The sequence below is a fragment of the Leeuwenhoekiella sp. H156 genome, from assembly GCF_052218455.1.
Classification (GTDB): domain Bacteria; phylum Bacteroidota; class Bacteroidia; order Flavobacteriales; family Flavobacteriaceae; genus Leeuwenhoekiella; species Leeuwenhoekiella parthenopeia.
The window spans coordinates 1,469,403-1,487,623 of sequence record NZ_CP197499.1 but is presented as its reverse complement, the minus strand read 5'-3'; the positions used below and the strand labels follow the sequence as shown (position 1 = coordinate 1,487,623).

The 18,221-nt window shown below is 43.3% G+C and carries 19 protein-coding genes; 8 read left to right on the top strand and 11 right to left on the bottom strand.

The annotated features are described in order from the left end of the window. Window positions 1–5: 5 nt before the first annotated feature. The 3 genes from uppP to ACSSS3_RS06250 all read right to left on the bottom strand — a co-directional run bounded on the left by uppP (window position 6) and on the right by ACSSS3_RS06250 (window position 2,055). Entirely contained in the window at window positions 6–803 is a 798-nt protein-coding gene (gene uppP / locus ACSSS3_RS06260) for an undecaprenyl-diphosphatase UppP (protein WP_228228786.1), read from the bottom strand. Continuing rightward, window positions 804–1,109 (bottom strand): DUF3098 domain-containing protein, encoded by a 306-nt coding sequence (locus ACSSS3_RS06255; protein WP_228228785.1) that lies wholly within the window; start codon window positions 1,107–1,109, stop codon window positions 804–806. A gap of 67 nt (window positions 1,110–1,176) precedes the next feature. After that, window positions 1,177–2,055 carry a cell division protein FtsX gene (locus tag ACSSS3_RS06250; protein WP_228228784.1) on the bottom strand — a complete coding sequence of 293 codons (879 nt, stop codon included), beginning with the start codon at window positions 2,053–2,055 and terminating at the stop codon, window positions 1,177–1,179. Between the two features lie 237 nt (window positions 2,056–2,292). Here ACSSS3_RS06250 and ACSSS3_RS06245 point away from each other — a divergent pair, with 237 nt between their 5' ends. The 3 genes from ACSSS3_RS06245 to ACSSS3_RS06235 all read left to right on the top strand — a co-directional run bounded on the left by ACSSS3_RS06245 (window position 2,293) and on the right by ACSSS3_RS06235 (window position 6,600). Beyond that, entirely contained in the window at window positions 2,293–5,373 is a 3,081-nt protein-coding gene (locus tag ACSSS3_RS06245; RefSeq protein ID WP_442847406.1) for a leucine--tRNA ligase, read from the top strand. A gap of 200 nt (window positions 5,374–5,573) precedes the next feature. After that, complete coding sequence (locus ACSSS3_RS06240; RefSeq protein WP_442846860.1) at window positions 5,574–6,284, top strand: zinc metallopeptidase; 711 nt, start codon at window positions 5,574–5,576, stop codon at window positions 6,282–6,284. 85 nt (window positions 6,285–6,369) lie between these two features. After that, the gene (locus ACSSS3_RS06235) at window positions 6,370–6,600 is read left to right on the top strand and encodes a hypothetical protein (protein ID WP_442846859.1); all 231 of its coding nucleotides are present in this window, start codon (window positions 6,370–6,372) and stop codon (window positions 6,598–6,600) included. 164 nt (window positions 6,601–6,764) lie between these two features. Here the strand turns inward: ACSSS3_RS06235 and tyrS are convergent, their stop codons facing one another. After that, window positions 6,765–8,063 (bottom strand): tyrosine--tRNA ligase, encoded by a 1,299-nt coding sequence (gene tyrS / locus ACSSS3_RS06230; RefSeq protein WP_228228780.1) that lies wholly within the window; start codon window positions 8,061–8,063, stop codon window positions 6,765–6,767. A 193-nt stretch (window positions 8,064–8,256) separates the two neighbouring features. Here tyrS and ACSSS3_RS06225 point away from each other — a divergent pair, with 193 nt between their 5' ends. Continuing rightward, window positions 8,257–9,261, top strand: coding sequence for an NAD-dependent epimerase/dehydratase family protein (locus tag ACSSS3_RS06225; protein WP_442846858.1), 1,005 nt, complete (start codon window positions 8,257–8,259; stop codon window positions 9,259–9,261). On the opposite strand, the gene ACSSS3_RS06220 is transcribed toward ACSSS3_RS06225, so the two are convergent. The 3 genes from ACSSS3_RS06220 to ACSSS3_RS06210 are packed head-to-tail and all read right to left on the bottom strand — an operon-like array spanning window position 9,251 to window position 11,799. Beyond that, complete coding sequence (locus ACSSS3_RS06220; RefSeq protein ID WP_442846857.1) at window positions 9,251–9,727, bottom strand: DUF4296 domain-containing protein; 477 nt, start codon at window positions 9,725–9,727, stop codon at window positions 9,251–9,253. The genes ACSSS3_RS06225 and ACSSS3_RS06220 overlap by 11 nt on opposite strands. Next, entirely contained in the window at window positions 9,727–11,067 is a 1,341-nt protein-coding gene (locus tag ACSSS3_RS06215) for a dihydroorotase (protein ID WP_442846856.1), read from the bottom strand. The genes ACSSS3_RS06220 and ACSSS3_RS06215 overlap by 1 nt, the downstream gene beginning before the upstream one ends. Next, window positions 11,068–11,799, bottom strand: a complete 732-nt coding sequence (locus ACSSS3_RS06210; RefSeq protein ID WP_442846855.1) for a polyprenol monophosphomannose synthase — start codon at window positions 11,797–11,799, stop codon at window positions 11,068–11,070. A 31-nt stretch (window positions 11,800–11,830) separates the two neighbouring features. Here ACSSS3_RS06210 and ACSSS3_RS06205 point away from each other — a divergent pair, with 31 nt between their 5' ends. Both ACSSS3_RS06205 and ACSSS3_RS06200 read left to right on the top strand, forming a co-directional pair. After that, window positions 11,831–12,571: a DUF4271 domain-containing protein gene (locus ACSSS3_RS06205; protein ID WP_228228775.1), complete on the top strand. Its 741-nt coding sequence runs from the start codon at window positions 11,831–11,833 to the stop codon at window positions 12,569–12,571. Between the two features lie 17 nt (window positions 12,572–12,588). Beyond that, a complete protein-coding gene (locus ACSSS3_RS06200; protein WP_228228774.1) occupies window positions 12,589–13,338 on the top strand; it encodes a uroporphyrinogen-III synthase in 750 nt (249 codons plus the stop codon). A 56-nt stretch (window positions 13,339–13,394) separates the two neighbouring features. Here ACSSS3_RS06200 and ACSSS3_RS06195 read toward each other — a convergent pair whose 3' ends face one another. From ACSSS3_RS06195 to ACSSS3_RS06180, 4 genes are all read right to left on the bottom strand, one after another. Next, window positions 13,395–13,712: a type II toxin-antitoxin system RelE/ParE family toxin gene (locus ACSSS3_RS06195; protein ID WP_442846854.1), complete on the bottom strand. Its 318-nt coding sequence runs from the start codon at window positions 13,710–13,712 to the stop codon at window positions 13,395–13,397. Continuing rightward, window positions 13,703–13,942: a hypothetical protein gene (locus tag ACSSS3_RS06190; protein ID WP_228228772.1), complete on the bottom strand. Its 240-nt coding sequence runs from the start codon at window positions 13,940–13,942 to the stop codon at window positions 13,703–13,705. The genes ACSSS3_RS06195 and ACSSS3_RS06190 overlap by 10 nt, the downstream gene beginning before the upstream one ends. A 77-nt stretch (window positions 13,943–14,019) precedes the next feature. Next, window positions 14,020–15,630 (bottom strand): phosphoenolpyruvate carboxykinase (ATP), encoded by a 1,611-nt coding sequence (gene pckA / locus ACSSS3_RS06185; protein ID WP_442846853.1) that lies wholly within the window; start codon window positions 15,628–15,630, stop codon window positions 14,020–14,022. A gap of 71 nt (window positions 15,631–15,701) precedes the next feature. Then, complete coding sequence (locus tag ACSSS3_RS06180; RefSeq protein ID WP_442846852.1) at window positions 15,702–16,088, bottom strand: DUF423 domain-containing protein; 387 nt, start codon at window positions 16,086–16,088, stop codon at window positions 15,702–15,704. 139 nt (window positions 16,089–16,227) lie between these two features. On the opposite strand from ACSSS3_RS06180, the gene ACSSS3_RS06175 reads away from it, so the two are divergent. Together ACSSS3_RS06175 and ACSSS3_RS06170 are read left to right on the top strand one after the other, a co-directional pair. Further along, window positions 16,228–17,592: a saccharopine dehydrogenase family protein gene (locus ACSSS3_RS06175; protein WP_442846851.1), complete on the top strand. Its 1,365-nt coding sequence runs from the start codon at window positions 16,228–16,230 to the stop codon at window positions 17,590–17,592. Between the two features lie 98 nt (window positions 17,593–17,690). Then, entirely contained in the window at window positions 17,691–18,161 is a 471-nt protein-coding gene (locus ACSSS3_RS06170) for an Lrp/AsnC ligand binding domain-containing protein (RefSeq protein WP_442846850.1), read from the top strand. Window positions 18,162–18,221 lie beyond the last annotated feature (60 nt).

Sequence of the window (18,221 nt, the reverse complement as noted above, 5' to 3'; positions counted from 1 at the left end):
TGGGATTACAGGTTGTAATAGCCAAAGCCTACCGCAATGACGCCTACAATAAGGCAATAGATGGCAAACCAGGATAATTTACTCTTTTTAACCAGTTTAATCATCCAGGTACAGGCTATCAATCCGCTTATAAATGCTGCAACAAAACCAACAGAAAGCGCAGTAAAATTGCCCGATTCGGTGGTGATGTCTCCGCTTAAAAGGTCTTTGGCAATCTTTCCAAAAATCAGGGGAACCACCATCAGGAACGAAAAACGGGCTGCTCTGGCCTTGTCATTTCCCAATAAAACCGAAGTGGAAATCGTCGCGCCGCTTCGGGAAATCCCGGGAAGCATTGCGATGGCCTGTGCCACACCTATGGTAAAGGCGTTTTGAAAACTTACGGGTTTCTGGGTGTCCTTGGCTTTATCGGCAAGCCAAAGCAATAAGGCGGTGATGATAAGCATCATACCAACAAGCAGAATGTTTCCGCCAAAAAGCGATTCTAGTTGTTCTTCAAAAAACAACCCGATGATAACCGCCGGAATCATCGAAAGCACAATTTTGACTGCAAATTGAGTTTCTTCATTCCATTTAAACTGAAAAAGCCCTTTTACAATGTCAAAAATGTCTTTTCTAAATACAACCAGCGTGCTTAGCGCGGTTGCAAAGTGTAAGACTACAGTAAACAATAGGCTTTCTTCGGGCACGGTACTGTCGCCTAAAATGGCTTTCCCAAGCTCCAGATGACCGCTTGAAGATACCGGTAAAAACTCGGTGAGACCTTGTATAATACCCAGTATTATCGCGTCGATTATATCCATTTACTTGGTGCCTTTATCTTTTGGAAATGTTTCAGAAGATTCTTTTTTAGCATCGGGATTCAGCAAAATCGCATAGACTTCGATCCCAAAACCTATCAATACCAAAGCCGGAGCCAGGCGTATGCGTCTCCAGTGGTAGATCTCCGGGTTAAACACATTAGGATCGTCACTGCCACCGCCAGACATCAGGATAAAACCCAGGGCAATCACGCCCAGGCCTATAAGCATCACCTGATAATTTTTCTTTTTAAAGATGAAACTGCTGCGGTGCAGTTCGTTTTGTTTTTTCCGCTTTTGTTCTCCCATTTTGAAGGGGTTAAAAGTTAATGGTTTAAGAGTTTTTGTCTAAAATCTCTTGTTTGATATCTTAAGTCTAATAATAGAGTTCGTCTGTTCTCAAATTCAGAAAGCGTTGTGTGGCTAAAAAAGTACTGAACCAGGTAATCACAATGCTTGCTGCAAACACGCTCACAAATAAAATGGCTAAAATCACCGGATCTGCCAGCAATTCCAACTCCGGGAAAGTCTGGTTGAGGTAATACAATACGGCGGCCATCCCTGCAAGAGCGATTACCGCGCCTACCATACCCAGTTTCATACTTAGCCAGATAAACGGGCGACGTATAAAACCTTTGGTAGCTCCTACCATTTGCATGGTTTTAATGGTAAACCGTTTAGAATATACCGAAAGCCGGATCGCGCTGTTGATCAGCAAAACTGCAATCAGGGTAAAGACCCCGCTAATGATGACAATCCACAGACTTATTTTTTTGATGTTATCGTTAAGCAAAGAGATAAGCGGCTGGTCGTAGTTGACCTCGTCTACAAAATCCTTAGCGGTGAGTTCATCTGCAATTTCCTTCACCCGGTTGGCATCCACAAAATCTGCTTTCAGGTACACGTCAATGGAGTTTTGCAGGGGATTGTAGCCCAGAAAATCCATAAAATTCTCGCCAATTTCTTTGCTGTGCTCTTCAGCAGCTTCTTCTTTTGATACAAATCGCGTTGATTTGGTGTACTCGGCGAGTGCCAGGCTCTTTTCAAGCTGTTTGATTTCAACGTCTTTCGCCTCGTCTTTCAGGTAAATGGTAAGGGCAATCTGTTCTTTAAAGTGGTCTGCTACTTTTTTAGAATTGAGCACCAAAAGACCCAGCACACCCAATAAAAACAGCACCAGCGCGATACTCAATACCACCGAAAAATAGGAGGAAATTAATCTGCGACGCTGAAATTTTTCAAAAGATGAGGCCATATTATTCGTTACTGTTTTAGAACACTAAGGGGCAAAAATACTAAAGTTCGTGCTTCTTAAACGTAAGCTTAAGCTTTTTTGTATGAAGAGCTTTGAGAAACTGAAAGCGCCTGGTGAATCTCCGCTCGTGCTTTCCCAAAGCCAAAACGATAAATCCCTTTAAAATCGTAAATTTGCCGCTTCTTAAAAGACCTCACAGGTTTTAAAAACCTGTGAGGTCTGGAAAACCAATTCATGATGAACTACGATTTTAACGCGATAGAGAAAAAATGGCAACAGTTTTGGAAAGAACACAAAACTTTTGAAGCCGAAAACAACAGCGATAAGCCCAAATATTATGTACTGGATATGTTTCCCTATCCTTCAGGGGCAGGTCTGCATGTGGGGCACCCGCTGGGGTATATTGCCAGCGATATTTATGCGCGTTACAAGCGTCATCAGGGTTTTAATGTCTTGCATCCGCAGGGGTATGACTCGTTTGGACTTCCGGCTGAGCAATATGCGATTCAAACCGGGCAGCACCCCGCAATCACTACCGAAACCAATATTGCGCGTTACCGCGAGCAACTCGATAAAATAGGCTTTTCGTTTGACTGGAGCCGTGAGGTACGCACCTCAAACCCGGAATACTATAAGTGGACGCAGTGGATTTTTATTCAGCTTTTTGAAAGCTGGTACAACAACGACACCAACAAAGCCGAACACATCGATACGCTGATCGCCAGATTTGAAGCCGAAGGGAATGCTTCGGTTAATGCAGTTTGTGATGATGACGTTGAGGTGTTTAGCGCTGACGATTGGAATACCGCTTCCGCGAAAGCGAAACAGGAAATCTTATTAAAATACCGCCTTACCTACCTTGCTGAGACCGAAGTAAACTGGTGCCCGGCATTGGGGACGGTTTTGGCAAACGACGAGATCGTTAACGGCGTTTCCGAACGTGGCGGGCATCCCGTGGTACGTAAGAAAATGACGCAGTGGAGTATGCGCATCAGCGCCTACGCCCAGCGTTTACTAGACGGTTTGCAGGATATCGACTGGCCGCAGCCGCTTAAAGATTCACAAACTAACTGGATCGGCCGTTCAAAAGGAGCTTCTGTAGAATTCAGAATTCAGAATTCAGAATTCAAAATTGGTGTTTTCACCACCCGCCCCGATACGATTTTTGGGGTGACCTTTATGACGCTGGCACCTGAGTTGGATCTTGTAAAGGAAATCACCACGCCAGAGCAAAAGGCTGAAATAGATGCCTATATCGAGGCGACAGCCAAGCGCAGCGAGCGCGAGCGTATGGCCGATGTAAAAACCATTTCAGGTGCTTTTACCGGGGCGTATGCTGAGCATCCGTTTACTAAAGAGCCTATCCCGATCTGGATTGGCGACTATGTTTTGGCCGGTTACGGTACAGGTGCGGTTATGGCGGTTCCTTGCGGCGATCAGCGCGACTGGGATTTTGCCAAGCATTTCAACATTCCGATTAAGAATATATTTGAAGGCGTTGATATCAGTGAGCAGGCTTACGCCGAAAAGGACACAACTCCGCTTAAAGATTCTGACTTTTTAAACGGGCTTTCTTATAAAGAAGCCCTGCCCAAAGCGATTGAGGAGCTTGAAAAACTAGGTGCCGGTAAAGGCAAAGTCAATTACCGCCTGCGCGATGCGGTGTTTAGCCGCCAGCGCTACTGGGGCGAACCTTTCCCGGTCTATTATGTAGACGGAATGCCTCAAACTATAGATCCCAAATATCTGCCTCTGGAATTACCCGAGGTAGAGAAATACCTGCCCACCGAAGAAGGCGAACCGCCATTAGGTCGTGCCACGAAGTGGCATTGGGACACAAATAAAAACGAAGTTGTAAGCCCCCCAACCCCCAAAGGGGGAGCTGATGCTGATAATTTGCCTTCTGGGGTTTATGGGCTGGAACTAAACACCATGCCCGGTTGGGCAGGGTCAAGCTGGTATTTCTTCAGATATATGGAGAAAGCCCTGCGCGACGAGGCTTTTGCCTCAAAAGAAGCGATGGACTATTGGCAGGATGTGGACTTGTATATTGGCGGTAGCGAGCATGCCACCGGGCATTTATTGTACAGCCGTTTTTGGGTGAAATTCCTTAAAGACCGCGGTTTTGCACCGGTTGAAGAACCCTTTAAAAAGCTGATCAATCAGGGAATGATTTTGGGGGAGAGTGCGTTTGTTCATAGGGTTTCAGGCTATCAATCTATTAATGGTACTGAAAAGACAATACCAACATTTAATCCCATTTTTCTAGATTATAATGCTGTCGTCAAACTCGAAGGTCAATCAAACGAAAATTTAGATTTAAGAAAGAAAGTATGTGATTTTATTCTTGAAAATACAACTGAAGCTATAAAAGGGATTGAGGTTAATTTACTATTTACACCACTTCACGTTAATGTAGAATTTGTAAATAGTAAAGATTTTGTCAATATTTCGAAATTTCGGGAGTGGAGCTCAGCTCATCACAACGCATTGATACTTAATGAAGAAGGTGAGCAAACAAATAATAGCCTATTTGATGAAGTAGGTATAAAGGTATCTCGCGAAGTCGAAAAAATGTCCAAATCCAAATACAACGTGGTTAATCCCGATGATATTTGTGAGGAATACGGCGCCGATACTTTGCGTATGTACGAGATGTTTTTAGGTCCGTTAGAGCAGGCAAAACCCTGGAATACTGCCGGGATCACCGGGGTGCACAACTTCCTTAAAAAATTATGGAAGCTGTACCACAAAACTGAACCCAATGGAAACCTGGGTGAGTTTTATGTAGATGATACTCCCCCTTCGGGGGCCGGGGGGCAGGAGGCCATGAAAACCCTGCACAAAACCATCAAGAAAGTACAGGAAGATATTGAGAACTTCAGTTTCAATACTTCGGTATCAACCTTTATGATTGCGGTTAATGAACTTTCAGCTTTAAAATGCAACAACCGCGAGGTGCTGGAGCCATTGGCTGTGTTGATTTCGCCCTACGCGCCACACATCGCAGAGCACTTGTGGGCTATGCTTAAGTTTGGAGGGAATGTGAATATTGATAATTTGCCCGAAGAGTACAAGGGTATAAGTAATGAGCCATTCCCAAAATTTGATCCAAAGCATTTGGTAGAAAGCAGTAAGGAATATCCCATTTCCTTTAACGGAAAGATGCGATTTACGATGGAGCTTCCGCTGGATCTTTCGAAAGAAGAAATCGAAAAAGCCGTGCGTGCACACGAGAAAACGCAGGAGTATTTGGATGGCCGCGAACCTAAAAAGGTTATCGTTGTGCCCGGTAAGATTGTGAACTTTGTGGGCTAAGTCCCTAGCCCCCAAAGGAGGAATTGGAAATAAGAAGCACAAACTTAAAAATACAAAATGCTACGCTGTGATTTTTTCAAGTCGGTAGCATTGAATTTTCAACTTTAGATTTTGAATTCTTTGCCAAAACGGCAGAAATGATTTTCGGTGTATTTATTGCTGAATATTCTTTAGTTTTAATACACTAAATTTTAAAAAAGATGATAACAGGAGGATATATGGGTTACTACATTCTGGTGGGACTTATCGCATTGGTAAGTTGGGCTGTAAGTAGCAAATTGAAAAGCAAGTTTAAGGAGTATTCACAAATACACTTGCAAAATGGGATGAGCGGTGCCGAGATTGCCCGCAAAATGCTTAGTGATAATGGGATTAATGACGTCAAGGTGATTTCAGTACAGGGTCAGTTGACAGACCATTACAACCCGGCAAATAAAACCGTAAACCTTAGTGAGCCGGTGTATAATGAGCGTAATGCCGCTGCCGCAGCAGTTGCCGCCCACGAATGTGGTCACGCCGTGCAACACGCAAAAGCCTACAGTTGGTTGACGATGCGTTCTAAGCTCGTGCCTGTGGTAAGTGTGGCTTCACGTATGTCTATGTTTGTGATTTTTGGAGGTGTGGTGCTGATGTCCATTATAGGTAGTGGTCTGGGAATGACTGTTGCACTCATTGGACTTGGATTGTTTGCTATGGGTACGATCTTCGCATTTATCACCCTGCCGGTTGAATACGACGCCAGTAACCGTGCCCTGGCCTGGTTAGAATCGGCGAATATGTTAACGCGACAGGAACACGACGGCGCTAAAGATGCGCTTAAATGGGCTGCCCGTACCTATGTGGTTGCAGCGATTGGTTCGCTGGCAACCTTATTGTACTTTGCGCTTCAGATTTTGGGAAGCCGACGCTAATACTTAAAAGTATTGTAAAGCTCAAACCCATTCGACAGCTTCTGTTGAATGGGTTTTTTGTTTAACTTTCTTTAAAATTTAAGATATGCTTTCGAAGACAGAATTGAAAAAGGAGCTTGAGAATTTTCCGGAAGAATTTTCGATTGACGAATTAATTGAAAGACTCTTAGAATTGGATGACGAAGGAATAATCCTGCCGAAGATTGATTTATCTGATGAGGTATTAAAAACCCGAGTTCAGGAGTCTGAAGCGCGTTACGAGAAAGGTGATTTTAAAACTCAAGATGATTTGGAGCAATCATCAAAGAATTGGTGAGTCCTTATGGAACTGGTTTGGTCTGGTTTTGCAATCCAAAGCTTGAAGGAGGTTTTTGATGTAAGGCGTAATCCTTCTAAAATGCTCAGACGTAAAAATATATGAAATAAAAAACCCTCAATCAGTTATGATGGAGGGTTTCCTATTTATCACCTTTTAAAGGTTTAATCCAGCACCCGGATCACAAAGTAATTTTTCTTTCCGCGCTGTAACAATACAAAGCGGTTGTTGATCAAATCTTCAGTAGTAATGGTATAACCGTCTTCTACCTTGTCCTGATTTACTGAAATGGAGTTCTGTTTCAGGGCGCGTCTGGCTTCCCCGTTCGATTGCAGAAAACCGGTTTTTTCGGCCAACGCGGCTACGATATCCAGACCGGCTTCAATCTCACCGCGGCTTACTTCCGCTTGCGGAACCCCTTCAAAAACATCTAAAAAGGTCTTTTCATTAAGCGCCTTAAGGTTTGCAGCTGTAGATTTTCCGAAGAGAATCTCTGAAGCTTTAACCGCATTCTCGTAGTTTTCTATACCGTGTGTGCTTATGGTCACCTCTTCGGCCAGGCGTTTTTGCAGGGCACGCTGGTGTGGGGCTTCCTGATGCTCGGCGATCAGATTTTCGATTTCCTCTTTTCCTAAAAAGGTAAAGATCTTGATGTATTTGGCAGCATCTTCATCGCTGGTGTTCAGCCAGTACTGGTAAAATTTATAAGGCGAGGTGCGCTCGGCATCTAACCAGATATTGCCACCTGCAGTCTTTCCAAATTTGGTCCCGTCTGCTTTGGTAATTAGCGGGCAGGTCATGGCATAGGCCTTGCCGCCGGCAATTCTGCGTACCAATTCGGTCCCGGTAGTGATGTTCCCCCACTGGTCGCTTCCGCCCATTTGCAGCGTTAAATCTTTCTCGCGGTAGAGGTGTAAAAAGTCATAACCCTGCACAAGCTGATAGGTAAACTCGGTAAAACTCATTCCTTCGGCAGACTCAGCAGACAAGCGTTTTTTAACCGAATCTTTAGCCATCATATAGTTTACGGTGATGTGTTTGCCCACATCGCGTATAAAGCTCAGGAAACTAAAGTCTTTCATCCAGTCGTAATTGTTTACGAGCTGAGCTGCATTTTCTTCATCAGATTCAAAGTCCAAAAAGCGAGAAAGTTGCTCTTTAATGGCTTGTTGATTGTGGCGCAGGGTCTCTTCATCAAGCAGATTGCGTTCATCAGATTTGCCCGAAGGATCACCTATCATCCCGGTCGCACCACCTACCAGTGCTATGGGGCGATGACCACATTGCTGAAAATGTTTAAGCATCATCACACCTACCAAGTGCCCAATATGAAGGGAGTCTGCCGTAGGGTCTATACCCACATAAGCAGAGCGCATTTGTTCCATAAGGTGTTCTTCGGTACCGGGCATCACATCGTGAATCATCCCACGCCATTGCAGTTCTTCAACAAAATTGGTAATCATAATTGCTAGTTTTCGCGATACACGCGATTTAAAAGTTTGTTCTTAATGCTGCCTGATTCTTATCGATGTAAAAAAAACATCTCTTTAAAACAGCTGCAGCCAGTCGTCTCGTGAATATTTTAAGGCTGCAAAGATAAATATAATGCCCAAAGCATCACGGCAAGAACGCAAGAATATCGTTAACTTAGCCGCTATGATTTTAGTCACGGGAGGTACCGGTTTGGTGGGTTCGCATCTGTTGTATGCATTGATCGCGCAAGGCGAAAAAAACCTGCGTGCCACCTACAGAACCCGTAAAAGTATTGATTCGGTAGCCGATTTGTTTCGGTGGAAAAATGAGCAGGCTCAGGCAACTCCTGCTGCTTTTGAAACCATCGAGTGGGTTGAAGCAGATGTGACTGATATTCCCGCGCTGACTGAAGCTTTCCTAGGCGTGGACTATGTGTATCACTGTGCCGCACTCATATCGTTTAACTCCAAGCGCTTTAACCGGCTTCAGAAAATCAATGTGGAAGGTACCGCAAACATGGTCAATCTGAGTCTGGAGTTTGGCGTAAAAAAATTCGGTTACGTGAGTTCGGTGGCGGCACTGGGCGAGTCAAAAAAGAAAATTACCGAAGAAACACATTGGGAAGCCAATAAAGACAACAGCGTTTACAGCATTTCTAAATTTGCCTCAGAACTTGAGGTATGGCGTGGTACTCAGGAAGGACTCGATGCGGTGATGGTAAATCCCGGGGTTATTCTGGGAGAAGGTTTTTACAGTTCGGGCAGCGGTGCGTTTTTCAGACAGGTTAAAAATGGATTGCGTTATAATGTTCCCGGAGCTTCCGGTTTTGTAGATGTGCAGGATGTGGTAAGCGCCTTGCTGCGCCTTATGCAAAGCGAAATCAAAAATGAGCGCTATATTTTAGTAGGCTATAACCTGAAATTTCAAGATCTCTTTCAAAAAATCGCCGAAGCCCTTGGGGTGCAAACCCCTTCAAAAATGCTCAAAAAATGGCAACTCGAACTGGCCTGGCGTTTAGACTGGCTCGCGGGTTTATTTGGTAAAAAGCGAAAACTCTTCAGAAGTACTGCACGATCTGCATATTCAGCGAGTGTATACAGTTCAGCAAAGCTGAAAGAGGAATTGAGTTTTGAATACACACCGCTTTCTGAAACTTTAAAGCGGGTAGCCCGTCATCTTAACCGCTAACCGACTCCACGAGCGAGTCATTCATCTGAAGTCCTTTAGTCATTTCGCTTTGCGGAATTTTTCGATTTTTTAAAGAATCAGGAATTGGTTTTGACTTAACACGTTGTATACTATCACCTTTTGCAATTTCTGCTTCGACTTCTTCCTGTTTGGCAGCCAGACGTGCGCGCACTTTTTCCCAAAGTTCAGCATATTCATTAAAGTCAACTGCGTAATAACTGATGTTTTCGGCAAGCTGAATGCTGTCTATATCATACTTGTCATAGATATAACTTTCGGGTTTTATGTCGAGCATTCGCATCTCGTTGATGTTGTAAGTTTTCAACGACTTAATTACGCTGATGTCGTAAAGGATATCGATCATTTTTTCCTCCTCAATAAAAGCGTCGGGCTTTTCGGGCCGTTCCACATTTTGACAGGCAAAAAGGGATAAGAAAACCAGTATGAGGAGGCTTAGGTTACGCATTATCGGTCAAAGGTTAATCGCTGCCCATGGCGTTCATCGTACACTTTAAAGTTTTTGTAAGCGAGTTTTCCGTTTACAAAGGTGTGCGAAATACGCGATTTAAAGGTGCTTCCTTCAAAAGGTGACCATTTGCATTTGTACAAAATGTTTTCTTTAGTCACCGTCCACGGATTGTTGAGGTCAACCAGAACTAAATCTGCGTGATAACCGGGTCTTATAAAACCTCGTTTTTCCACATCAAAAAGAATGGCCGGGTTGTGACACATTTTTTCGACGATTTTTTCCAGGCTTATTTTTTCCTCGTGATACATCTCTAACATCGCCGGAAGCGCGTGCTGAACCAGTGGCCCGCCACTGGGCGCTTTGGTGTACACATTTTGCTTTTCTTTAAGCGTATGTGGGGCGTGATCTGTCGCAATCACATCGAGGCGATCATCTAGTAAAGCTTCCCAAAGGGCATCCTGATCGCTTTGCGTTTTAACCGCGGGATTCCATTTAATTAAAGTTCCTTTCTCATCATAATCAGCATCAGAAAACCACAGATGGTGAATGCAAACTTCAGCCGTGATTTTTTTGTCCTTCAGCGGAATCTTATTGGTAAACAGCTCCATTTCTTTCGCTGTAGAAAGATGAAATACATGTAAACGAGCACCGGTTTCTTTAGCTAGAGCAATGGCTTTTGAAGAAGACAGGTAACAGGCTTCTTCACTGCGAATGATAGGATGCAGGTTGATAGGAATGTCATCACCATAACGGCCGGTGTATATTTCCATATTCTTGCGTATGGTTTCTTCATCTTCACAATGCACCGAGATAACGAGGTCTGTGCTTTTAAAAATTTCGCGAAGCACGTTTTCATCATCAACCAGCATATTACCGGTAGAGCTTCCTAAAAATAATTTCAGACCGGCACAGGCTTTCTTATCGAGCTTTTTAATTTCTTCGAGGTTGTCATTAGTGCCACCAAACATAAACGAATAGTTGGCATAAGAGCTCTCTGCCGCGATGGCAAACTTTTCCTCAAGCTTTTCTATAGTGGTGGTCTGCGGGTTGGTATTGGGCATTTCTATAAAAGAGGTAATGCCACCGGCAACTGCCGCTGCAGATTCTGATCCTATATCGGCTTTATGCGTAAGCCCCGGCTCTCTAAAATGCACCTGATCATCAATGACCCCGGGAAGCAAATGCCGCCCTTCGGCATCAAAAATGTGCACATCAGGAGATTTTACACTGATGCTGCTGTTGATTTCCTTGATGATGCCATCTTCAATATATACATCGCCGTGAATGATACTTCCTTCATTTACGATATGTGCATCCTTGATTAAAACTTTTTCCATTTAGATATCGTAACGTTTAAAAAGACTTTTCATTTTCATAGTAATTACCCCAAAAACCGCTTCACTAAATATGCTGCTGCTCATTTTGCTGGTGCCTTTGGTACGGTCAACAAAAATAACAGGAACTTCGGTAATCTTAAAGCCCAGAAGATAGGCTTTAAATTTCATTTCAATCTGAAAGGCATAACCTACAAATTTGATTTTGTCGAGATTAATTTTTTCTAAAACCCTGCGTTTATAGCATATAAATCCTGCTGTGGTATCGGCCACATCCATCCCTGTTATAAACCGCACATATTTAGACGCGATATAGGACATTAATACCCGTCCCATAGGCCAGTTTACGACATTAACCCCGGTGATATAGCGAGAGCCTATTGCAAGATCTGCTCCGCCACGGGCGCAGGCATTATAGAGTCTTACCAAATCATTTGGTGCGTGGGAGAAGTCTGCATCCATCTCAAAAATATATGAGTATTTGCCTTGCAGCGCCCACTTAAAGCCTGCTATGTAAGCAGTGCCCAGACCGTTTTTACCGGGTCGTTCTAAAATGTGTAACCGGTCTATAAACTCCTGCTGTAAACTTTTTACCAGGGTAGCTGTGCCGTCTGGTGAGTTATCGTCAACTACAAGCACCTCAAACGCCCGTTGTTGCGCAAAAATATTGCGTAACAACTTCTCTATGTTTTCTGCTTCGTTATAGGTGGGGATTATGACGAGCGAACTTGCCATCTACAGTAGTTTAAGGACAAATGTACTTATTTTGAATATTAATAAGAGCGGCATTTCGCTAAACTCTGCGTTTTATAGTAATTTTAACCTCTCCAAAAACGGTAAAGTGCAGGCAATAGAGCGAAACCTGATAAGTAATGACTGGATCACCCTGGTGCTGGTGGGCTGCCTGGTGCTCATTGCTGCTGCGCGGGTGGCTTACGAATCAAAATTTGTAGATTTTGGTGAGCTGCCGTTAAATGAAAAATACCTGCTCAAGTCGAGTAAAGATATTCAGTTTGAACATCCGTTTAATCTGCTGCTGTTTACGGTACAGTTTTTATCAATCTCTTTGTTTGTCTTTCTGGTGGCTCAGAAATACGAACTGTTTAAAACCATAAGTCCGTTTGTGGGTTATGTGCGTATTACGCTGGTCTACGTGGTTTTTGTGTCGCTCAAATTTTTTACCGAGCGCACCCTGGGAGTGCTTTTTAAGGGCGAAGATCATCTGGATACCTATCAGTTTTATAAACTGAGTTACCGCAGTTATTTTGCTTTAATCCTGATTCCGGTAAACGCCTTTTTTGTCTATGCGGCAGAGCCATCGCTACTTGTATTGCAAATAGTAATAGGTATCTTTTTAATCCTTAACCTAATCAGTCTTTTCAACACGTTTCGCAGGTATGAAAAGTTAATTTTCAACAACCTATTTTATTTTATTTTGTACCTTTGCGCTCTTGAAATCGCACCCTACTTCATTTTATATAAGCTATTTAGTGAAGTGTTGCGCTAAAATTTAGAAGAATGTCTATGAAAGTGAAAACTATTTTGGTTTCACAACCAGAACCAAAGGTTGAAAATTCCCCATACTTTGAGTTACAAGAAAAGAAAAAAGTAAAAGTTGATTTCATTCCTTTCATTCATGTAGAAGGGGTTTCAGGCAAGGAAGTTAGACATCAAAAAATTGACCTGAATAAATACACTGCCATCATTCTTACCAGCCGTAATGCGGTTGATAATTTTTTCAGAATAGCTGATGAGATGCGCTATAAAGTGCCCGATACGCTGAAGTATTTTTGCCAAAGTGAAGCGGTAGCCTATTATCTGCAGAAATATGTGGTGTATCGCAAGCGAAAAATCTACGTGGGTAAACGCACCTTTACAGAGCTTGGACCTACTTTGAAAAAATACAAGAATGAGAAGTTTTTGCTTCCATCGTCAGACATATTAAAACCCGAAGTTCCTAAAGTTCTTGAAGAACTCAACCTGAATTGGGATCGAGGTATTTTTTACCGAACCGTTACCAGTGATTTGTCGCACCTTAAAGATGTGACTTATGATATTTTGGTATTCTTCAGTCCCAGCGGAATCAAATCCTTATTTGAGAATTTCCCTGACTTTAAGCAAAACGAGACGCGTATTGCAGTTTTTGGTAACTCAACCGTACGTGCCGTTGAAGAGGCCGGTCTTAAAGTAAACATTATGGCGCCTACACCGGAAACGCCTTCCATGACTATGGCTTTAGAAAAGTATATAGACGAGGTGAACAATAAGAAGTAGAAAACCTAACTTTCTAAAATATAAAAAGACCGTTCAGAATTTCTGAACGGTCTTTTTCATTTAGTACGCTCTATTTTACGTGGATTTTGTCTCGTGTCAAAGACATCTTGTATATCAATCCTATTCTGTTCTTCAAGAATCAGGTAGATAATCTTATAATTTTTATAAATCAAATACCGGAATTCTTTGTTTCGATGCTTCAGGAGTGGTTCAACTTGTCCGAGTCGAGGTTGCGAAATAAGCTTTAAACTCTCGTTTAAAATTCCCTCAACAATCTTTTGAGCAATTCTTAAACCGGCCTGCTCTCTGTAATACCTGTAGATCTTTTTAAGTTCGGATTGAGAAAAATCAGTCCAAAATAGCTTCAGTTCCACTTCTTAATTTGCTCTAGCAATGTATGAGCCTCGGTCAACTTCAGGTTTTTAGAATCTTCCAAAGACTTATCAATACGAAAGTTGAATTCTTCTTCCGTAAATGGCAGAAAATCAAATTGTTCCTCTAGGTGCTCTTTTTTTAAAGCTTTTTCAAGTCTCGATAGGACTTCTTCACTTTGGATTTTTAGGAATTCCTTAATGAATTCTAGTTTTCTGGTTTGCAAGTCCATGGTTCAATTCTTTTTTATAAAAATAAGAAAATACCAATTTATAAGACGAATCGAATCATACTTAATACTCCTTTAAATTATCCCAATGGTGGCTGCCCCGCCATAATCTCCTCACTGGCGTAAGCTTCAAATTTTTTAAAGTTATTCTTAAATGCAGCAGCGAGTTTATGGGCTGTTTTATAATAACCCTCGTCGTTGTTCCAGGTTTGTCGGGGGCTTAAAACGCTATCGGGTACACCCGGACAGATGCGGGGCTGTGCGACTCCAAAAACGGAATGCATGTGATAATTCTCGTGATTGACTTCGCCCAAAGCTCCGCTCAAAGCGGCATTGATCATCGCCCGGGTATATTTTAAAGCCATACGCTTGCCTATTCCGTAAGGTCCGCCGGTCCATCCGGTATTGATGAGCCAAACATTTACACCGGCTTCTTTCATCTTATCACTGAGCATTTCGGCATAGACAGTAGGATGAAGCGGCATAAACGGTGCGCCAAAACAAGCTGAAAAAGAAGGCATGGGTTCGTTGACTCCCGCTTCGGTACCTGCTACTTTTGCGGTGTAACCGCTTATAAAATGGTAAGCGGCCTGTCCCGGAGTCAATTTAGAAATAGGAGGCAGGACTCCAAAGGCATCGGCAGTTAGGAAAAAGATATTCTTTGGGTTTTTACCGATCGATGGAGTCTGAATGTTGCTAATGTGGTGAATGGGATAACTCACCCGTGTATTCTGCGTTATTGACGTATCGCTAAAATCTACTTCGCCATCGGTATCTAAAACGACATTTTCAAGCAGGGCACCGGCTGTAATTGCATTAAAGATGTCTGGTTCCTGCTCTTCAGAAAGGTTAATTACTTTGGCATAACAACCGCCTTCAAAATTAAAGATGGTATTATCAGGCGTCCAGCCGTGTTCGTCATCGCCTATAAGCTTGCGATTAGGATCTGCGCTTAGTGTGGTTTTTCCGGTGCCCGAAAGTCCGAAAAAGACCGCGGTTTCCCCATTTTCGCCCACATTTGCAGAGCAGTGCATGGGTAGGGTTTCCTGCGTTACCGGTAACAGGAAGTTAAGCACCGAAAAGATACTTTTTTTGATTTCGCCCGTATAGCCGGTTCCGCCTATCAAAACGGTTTTTTCTTCAAAACTGATGATGGCAAAATTTTCCTGACGGGTACCGTCAAGCTCAGGATTTGCCTTAAATCCGGGAGCATTAAGGATGAGCCAGTCTTCTTTGAAGTTATCGAGTTCTGCTTCGGTAGGACGCAGAAACATATTATAAGCAAATAAATTAGACCAGGCATTTTCGTTAATTACACGAATACCTATGCGGTAACGGGTATCAGCACAGGCAAAGGCGTCACGCACAAAAAGTTTTCGGTCTGAAAGGTACGTGAGCATGCGCCTGCGCAGGCGCTCAAATTTGGTCTTATCAAAAGGGATGTTGATTTCTCCCCACCAAACCTGGTCCCGGGTATGCTCATCTATTACGATAAACCGGTCTTTTGGAGACCTTCCGGTAAAGGTGCCGGTATTGATCGCAAGTGCACCGGTTGAGGTGGTCTTTCCTTCACCTTTTTCTACACAAATAGTGTGCAGCTCTTCGGGATCCAGTTGATAAGCGATTGTTGCATTTTTGATTCCGTATTGCGATAACGAAATCGTTTTCGTAGATAGGGCAGATAAAGCCATAAAATTGAATTTTTAATAAATACGCGACAAAACTACGGTAATAATAAATTCAATTTTCTAATTTTAACTAATTATTTTGTGAATTTGATAAAGTTAAGCACGAGCAATGCCCAACCCGCAATCAGCAAGGCTCCGCCGATGGGAGTCACCCAGGCTACAGCACTTATATCGATGCCGGTGAGTGATTTTGTGGTGAGTAAATAGATAGAACCGCTGAAGAGCAAAATACCACTCAGCAACAGGTAAAAAAGTGCTTTTAAAGCTTTCTCCGGTAGTGAAAAGCTCGCAGCCGCAAGAAGCATGAGTAGGGCGTGATACATCTGGTAGCGCACACCGGTTTCAAACGAGTTTAGAGCTTCGGGAGTCAGGCTTTCTTTTAGTCCGTGGGCGCCAAATGCACCAAGAATGACAGCAAGAAGGCCTAAAATGGCACCGGTGATGAGCATGTTCTTTTTCATGTTGCGCAAAACGTTAATGCAATTGCAGTTATATGATGCTCAAATGATCTCTTCAAAAACCTCATAGAATGCTTTTAAAACAGCTTTTTTGTGCAGTGCAATTGTGTAAATTAAACTTTGGCAAAAATACTACATTCCTATGCGAAAAATCTTAATAATCGGTGCCGGAAAGTCAACCGCCCAACTCATAAAATACCTTTCCAGTAAATCTCAGGAGGAGCAATTGCAGTTGCTAGTAGCCGATCTCGATTTGAATCAGGCTCGCAAAGCTTGTGCGTCACACCCCAACACCAAAGCGGTAGAGCTTAATATCGACGATGCTGCAGTACGGCAACAGTTTATTGAGGAAGCGCATCTGGTCATAAGTATGTTGCCCGCGGCCCTGCATATTGAGGTTGCCCGCGATTGCCTGAAATTTGCTAAAAACATGGTTACTGCTTCCTATATAAGTGATGCGATGCTGGCTTTGGATGCCGAGGTAAAAGCCAAAGGCCTTGTTTTTATGAATGAGATTGGCCTTGACCCCGGTATTGACCATATGAGCGCGATGCAGGTGATAGACCGCATACGCGATGCCGGAGGCAGGATGTTGCTTTTTGAATCGTTTTGTGGTGGTCTGGTTGCTCCCCAAAGCGATACCAACCTGTGGAATTATAAATTTACCTGGAACCCGCGAAACGTAGTGCTTGCGGGGCAGGGTGGCGCTGCGGAATTTATTCAGGAAGGAACCTACAAATACATCCCTTATCATCGCCTGTTTAGACGCACCGAATTTCTGGATGTGGAAGGCTATGGAAGGTTTGAAGCCTACGCAAACCGCAATTCCCTCAAGTACCGAAGCATTTATGGGCTGGATGCTATTTTGACCTTATACCGCGGCACCATTCGCCGGGTAGGCTTCTCACGTGCCTGGAACCTGTTTGTTCAACTGGGGATGACCGATGACAGCTACAGGCTTCAGGATACCGAAACCATGTCGTATCGGGAGTTTACCAATCTTTTTCTGCCGTATTCGCCTACCGATTCGGTTGAGCTGAAACTAAGACATGGCCTGAAGATAGATCAGGACGATTTGTTGTGGGATAAATTACTCGAACTCGATCTGTTTAACGATCACAAACAGCTGGGATTGAAAAATGCGAGCCCCGCGCAATGCCTGCAGCGCATTCTCGAGGATCAGTGGACGCTCGCTCCCGAGGATAAAGATATGATCGTGATGTACCACAAGTTTGGGTACGAACTCAACGGAGAGAAAAAGCAGATAGATGCCACAATGGTTTTGGAGGGTGAAAATCAAACCTATACCGCTATGGCTAAAACAGTGGGTTTACCGGTGGGGATCGCGGCGCTTAAAATTTTAAATGGCAAAATCACCAAACCCGGTGTGCAACTCCCTATTGACCGCGAAGTTTACGAACCCATTCTTGACGAACTCACCCAATACGGGATTCAGTTTAAAGAATATGAGGTTCCGTATTTAGGTTACAATCCACATCATCAGTAAGTTTCTGGCTTGATGACTGAAGTGTTTTTAAGACTTAAGATGTTATTTAGTTGGTTTATTGTCTATTTTAGTTTCAAATTTCAATTTAAAATCATCAGATGAAAGTTGTAAACGAAGAAATCGCGATAGACGGTATTGACAAAATCATTTTGAGAGAGCTAATGACCGATGCCCGTAAGCCCATTCTGGAAATTGCCCGTAAAGTGGGTATCTCCGGAGCGGCTATTCATCAACGCCTGCGCAAGCTCGAAAAAGCCAGGCTCATCACCGGTTCGCGTTTTATTATTGATCCCAAAATATTAGGCTACAACACCATGGCGTTTATCGGCATTTATCTGGACCGCGCGGTGAGCAACCCCAAAGCGGTAAAGCAACTCGAAGAAATTCCGGAAGTTATAGAATGCCACTACACCACCGGGAACTGGTCTATTTTTATCAAGATTCTGTGTAAAAACAACGAGCATTTGATGCACCTGCTCAACAAAAAAATTCAGGCGATTGACGGCGTTTCCCGAACAGAAACTTTTATTTCACTGAATCAGCAGATCGAAAGACAGATACAGGTGTAATTTCGAAAATAAAAACACTAAAAAACCCGGCGCTTCCTAACCAAAAACATCCGGGTTTTC

Excerpts from the sequence above, each read along its gene's own strand:
- uppP (WP_228228786.1), bottom strand. The coding sequence starts at position 803 with ATGGATATAATCGACGCGATAATACTGGGTATTATACAAGGTCTCACC.
- ACSSS3_RS06255 (WP_228228785.1), bottom strand. The coding sequence starts at position 1,109 with ATGGGAGAACAAAAGCGGAAAAAACAAAACGAACTGCACCGCAGCAGT.
- ACSSS3_RS06250 (WP_228228784.1), bottom strand. The coding sequence starts at position 2,055 with ATGGCCTCATCTTTTGAAAAATTTCAGCGTCGCAGATTAATTTCCTCC.
- ACSSS3_RS06245 (WP_442847406.1), top strand. The coding sequence starts at position 2,293 with ATGAACTACGATTTTAACGCGATAGAGAAAAAATGGCAACAGTTTTGG.
- ACSSS3_RS06240 (WP_442846860.1), top strand. The coding sequence starts at position 5,574 with ATGATAACAGGAGGATATATGGGTTACTACATTCTGGTGGGACTTATC.
- ACSSS3_RS06235 (WP_442846859.1), top strand. The coding sequence starts at position 6,370 with ATGCTTTCGAAGACAGAATTGAAAAAGGAGCTTGAGAATTTTCCGGAA.
- tyrS (WP_228228780.1), bottom strand. The coding sequence starts at position 8,063 with ATGATTACCAATTTTGTTGAAGAACTGCAATGGCGTGGGATGATTCAC.
- ACSSS3_RS06225 (WP_442846858.1), top strand. The coding sequence starts at position 8,257 with ATGATTTTAGTCACGGGAGGTACCGGTTTGGTGGGTTCGCATCTGTTG.
- ACSSS3_RS06220 (WP_442846857.1), bottom strand. The coding sequence starts at position 9,727 with ATGCGTAACCTAAGCCTCCTCATACTGGTTTTCTTATCCCTTTTTGCC.
- ACSSS3_RS06215 (WP_442846856.1), bottom strand. The coding sequence starts at position 11,067 with ATGGAAAAAGTTTTAATCAAGGATGCACATATCGTAAATGAAGGAAGT.
- ACSSS3_RS06210 (WP_442846855.1), bottom strand. The coding sequence starts at position 11,799 with ATGGCAAGTTCGCTCGTCATAATCCCCACCTATAACGAAGCAGAAAAC.
- ACSSS3_RS06200 (WP_228228774.1), top strand. The coding sequence starts at position 12,589 with ATGAAAGTGAAAACTATTTTGGTTTCACAACCAGAACCAAAGGTTGAA.
- ACSSS3_RS06190 (WP_228228772.1), bottom strand. The coding sequence starts at position 13,942 with ATGGACTTGCAAACCAGAAAACTAGAATTCATTAAGGAATTCCTAAAA.
- pckA (WP_442846853.1), bottom strand. The coding sequence starts at position 15,630 with ATGGCTTTATCTGCCCTATCTACGAAAACGATTTCGTTATCGCAATAC.
- ACSSS3_RS06180 (WP_442846852.1), bottom strand. The coding sequence starts at position 16,088 with ATGAAAAAGAACATGCTCATCACCGGTGCCATTTTAGGCCTTCTTGCT.
- ACSSS3_RS06175 (WP_442846851.1), top strand. The coding sequence starts at position 16,228 with ATGCGAAAAATCTTAATAATCGGTGCCGGAAAGTCAACCGCCCAACTC.
- ACSSS3_RS06170 (WP_442846850.1), top strand. The coding sequence starts at position 17,691 with ATGAAAGTTGTAAACGAAGAAATCGCGATAGACGGTATTGACAAAATC.